Origin of the sequence: Thalassotalea sp. G20_0 (assembly GCF_017744175.1) — a bacterium.
Taxonomy (GTDB): Bacteria; Pseudomonadota; Gammaproteobacteria; order Pseudomonadales; family Endozoicomonadaceae; genus Endozoicomonas.
This window is the reverse complement of the sequence record NZ_JAGHQV010000117.1, coordinates 1-3,728: the sequence shown is the minus strand read 5'-3', so window position 1 is coordinate 3,728 and position 3,728 is coordinate 1. Positions and strand designations below refer to the sequence as shown.

General features: G+C 40.0%; 2 protein-coding genes. Both read left to right on the top strand.

Going from position 1 to position 3,728, the window contains the following annotated elements; translation table 11 throughout:
• A partial coding sequence (locus J7438_RS24695; RefSeq protein WP_209278706.1) for an ankyrin repeat domain-containing protein occupies positions 1–2,553 on the top strand: 2,553 nt, incomplete at its 5' end.
• Positions 2,554–3,010: 457 nt separating this feature from the next.
• On the top strand, positions 3,011–3,728 hold a 718-nt coding region (locus J7438_RS24690), incomplete at its 3' end, for a transposase (RefSeq protein WP_209278705.1).

Sequence of the window (3,728 nt, the reverse complement as noted above, 5' to 3'; positions counted from 1 at the left end):
AAGCATTTCTCGCCCGAAAATATCAGTCATGCCCTGCGATTAGCCATCGATAAAGATTATTACAACAAAGATACTACAGAGTTACTGGTCAATAGGATACGCCTGGAAGATCAGGACGAAACTGACGATAAAACACTCCTGCATTACGCTGCAGAAAAAGGCAACATAAATTACCTGGAAAAATTTCTGGAGAAAGCGAAAAGAGAAGGGAAATTGGCAAAATCCATCAATCTTCCAGATCATAAAACGAGGATACCCCTGCACTATGCAGCCGAGGAAAAGCACAGTAATTGTCTTCAGTTACTACTGAAGAAAGAACTCAAAGAATTAACATGCATCGATGCTGAAGATGAAAATGGTGACACGCCACTGCTCCTGGCTGATACTGATGCATGCGTAAGAGAGCTGATAGAGGCTAAAGCTGATGTACATAAGAAAAATAACAGAGGTATAACGCTACTGCATCGTATAGCCATGTCAGAGTTGAGAATTAATTGGCTGAAAGAAAATTACAAATGGTCTAAAGATATTAATAAAACTGACAAGGACGATAATACTCCGCTGCACTATGCAGCTTATAACGGTAATATAAGATTTCTTGAAGAGACCTGTAAAAAAGGATATAAAAATATACATAAATATTTCACTACTAATAATAAACGAGGTGTTTCACCACTACTTTTTACTATTCATAATGACAACAGAAACGAAAGCATGATAAAAATGATGAAAACCGAAGAAATAAAAGATAATAGTCCAGAGCTTTCGAGGTTATTTTTGTATGCTGCAGCTTATGGCAAAAACGATTGCCTGGAAAGGTTTTTTGATGAAAAGTTTAACGAAAAAATAAATATCAATCTCCAAGTTCAGAATAGTGGTATGACTGCTTTGCACTATGTCATTATAAAAAAATGTTGGAACCACAATAGTTCTAAGGAGGTTCAAGGATATGAAAAATGTCTTGAGTGCATACTCTCCAAGTTCGATGACGTAGACATCAATCTCCCAGATAACCAAGGCATGACACCATTACATTTGGCTGCCGAGGCAGACGATATTTATTGCCTGAAAATGTTGCTAGACCCAGAGAAACGCAAAGTTAAAATCAAAGTTAAAATCAATGCTATTGATGACCAAGGCAAGACACCATTACATTTGGCTGCCGAGGCAGACAATATTCGGTGCCTGAAAAGATTGCTAGAAGAAAAAGAAGACACACTTATTATCAATGCTACTGATGACCAAGGCAAGACACCATTACATTTGGCTGCCGAGGCAGGCAATATTCAGTGCCTGATAGGGTTGTTAGACCAAATAAAACACCCAGTTAATATCAATGCTGAGGATAAGCAAAACAATAAACCCCTGGATTTGGCTAAACATCCTGTTTGCCAAGAGGCCCTGCAGGAGGACTGGAATAATCTCAACGAATGTGAACGCAAAAATAAAGGTGAGTATTATCTCAACAAATATTTTGAAGGACAAACCTGTCAGACCAACGACCAAAATGAAAATACTCACAGTCAAAGTAAACCAGTTGACTTATCAGATGGTTCTATTCGCTATCAAGAAAAAGTATTTATAAATAATCAATTAGTTGATCGCCTTGGTAAAATTAAAGAAAAGTATCCAGAATTGAATTTTATCCCTTGCCCTGAAGTTGACTCCTTTTTTGTTTTAGCAAAGAATTTTGTTGGTAAAATTATTAAAGGCAGCGATAAAGATGCAATTTTCGGCTACTCCGGAATTAGAGGAAACCTCAATACCAAAAATCCTGAAAACTGGAAACAAATCTTTGTTCCCGTACACCTTATACCTGGATTTAAACCTAATAATAACTTAATACTGGATGGCTGTCCTTTCCATATTGAAGGCACCAAAGGTAAAATTATTGAATTCTTGGATAAATATAAAAGATTGCATTTTACGGCAAAAAGTATTGACAAAAAAGAGCAATCAAAAGCCAGAGTCAGTGTGAATATAAAGTTATGTGTGCTTGATTGTGATCTGCCAGAAAATCTGCCAAAGAAAATGGTGCGCAAGCTTTTCGTAGCTGCAATTCAGGACGCTTCTGGCCTACCAATACCATTAGACTTTATTGAGGAAATTATTGAAAATGTGGATTTACAAAGCTTGCTTAAGAAAATTCCTGATGCTGTTAACATTATTAAGAAAATACTTCAGGAGGAACTTCAGAAGGAAGCTGTTAACACCGCAGAAGAAATGCAGGAAAATCTTAGTAGCGAAACAGCAGAACAATTTAAAAAAACAGCATCCAAAAAAATCAAAAGCGTCATCAATAAAATTCGCAATGAATTAGAAAGCCTCAACGAAACTGATGATATTTACAAATCATTGTCAAAAAATAATTTTGAGGTTTGCAGTGGCCCCATCAATTTACTGCATAACATCAAGAAAGATCAGAAGATTCACATTGAATTTGACCGGCTTGAGTCATCAAACAGCCCCGCCCGTTTACAGATCAACTCAACTGGCAGCCAGGTAGAGTTCAAAGATCTATCTGAAGCATTGAAGACGATTTTTGAAATTTAACTTTAGAGTTTTTATGAAACGGTTAGTCTGCAATAAAATAAAAACCGGTTCTTTGGTGCAGTTATCAACCGTCTGTATTTTTTATATCAGTTGGGTAATAACAAAGCCAGAAACAACCAGCACTCCAATCAGAGTAAATCAGGGTCATTAGGTCTTTCATTTTGCATAACACTTGTCGTTTATGGTGATAAACAAGATATTTGCAAAATGAAAGACCTGATGGAATGGTCCGCCCCGCTCCCAAAACGGCTTCAAATGAGCCAAAACAGGATGAGTTTGGTAGGACATCATTCAAAATAAGAAACGGAGTGAACCATCCATGGGCAAGATTAACAAATCAGGAACTAATCAAAAAGACCAGGTTGCTTTTCTCGGAATTGAACTGAGCAAAAAGAGTTTCCAGCTACATGGTGTTTGATGCCAAAGGTCATGTGGTTCATTTAAAAATGGCAGGGAAATGGCTACCTGGCTGGGCTTGGTGCCAAACCAGCAATCGACCGGTGGTGTGCCCACGTTGCTGGGGATCAGTAAACGGGGCGATACTTACCTGCGAACCCTGTTGACACACAGTGGCAGAACCGTTGTCAGGGTAGTCGACAAACACGACGATCGCCGTAATAACTGGATTAAAGAGCTTGATCAGCGTAGGGGCAAGAATATAACAGCAGTGACTGTTGCCAATAAAAACGCTCGCATTGCCTGGGCTGTGTTAACTTGGAAAGAGCCTTACCAGCCAGGCTGCCTGGAACTTTACCGGGCTGACAAGGTCGTACTCTATTGTTGTCATCCCCAAACGATTCTCCAATTGGAAACAGGGAAACCCTCCAACCAAACCATGCAGTCAACTTCCTCCTCAGCAACCGCAGATACTGTATCCCGGTTAACATCCACTGAAGCTGGAAGGGACGAGCCGTCAACCAGCCACAAACGCAAAAGAAAGCGGAGCATGGCAGGTCGCCAGATTGAACAGACAACAACGGGCACTGGAGCGTTTCCACCGCATCAACAGCAACCTGAATCCGGGACCATTCCCTCCATAAAGCTCAGGCGTGTTACTGGCAATAACTCGTGTATTGAGCGCTCTTCTTCGACTTCGGTTCAGGGTAATCCGGAGCCAATGGAGACTGACTCGGCCATGCCTGCTGACGCAGCTTCCACGCTTCCGGGCATAGCAA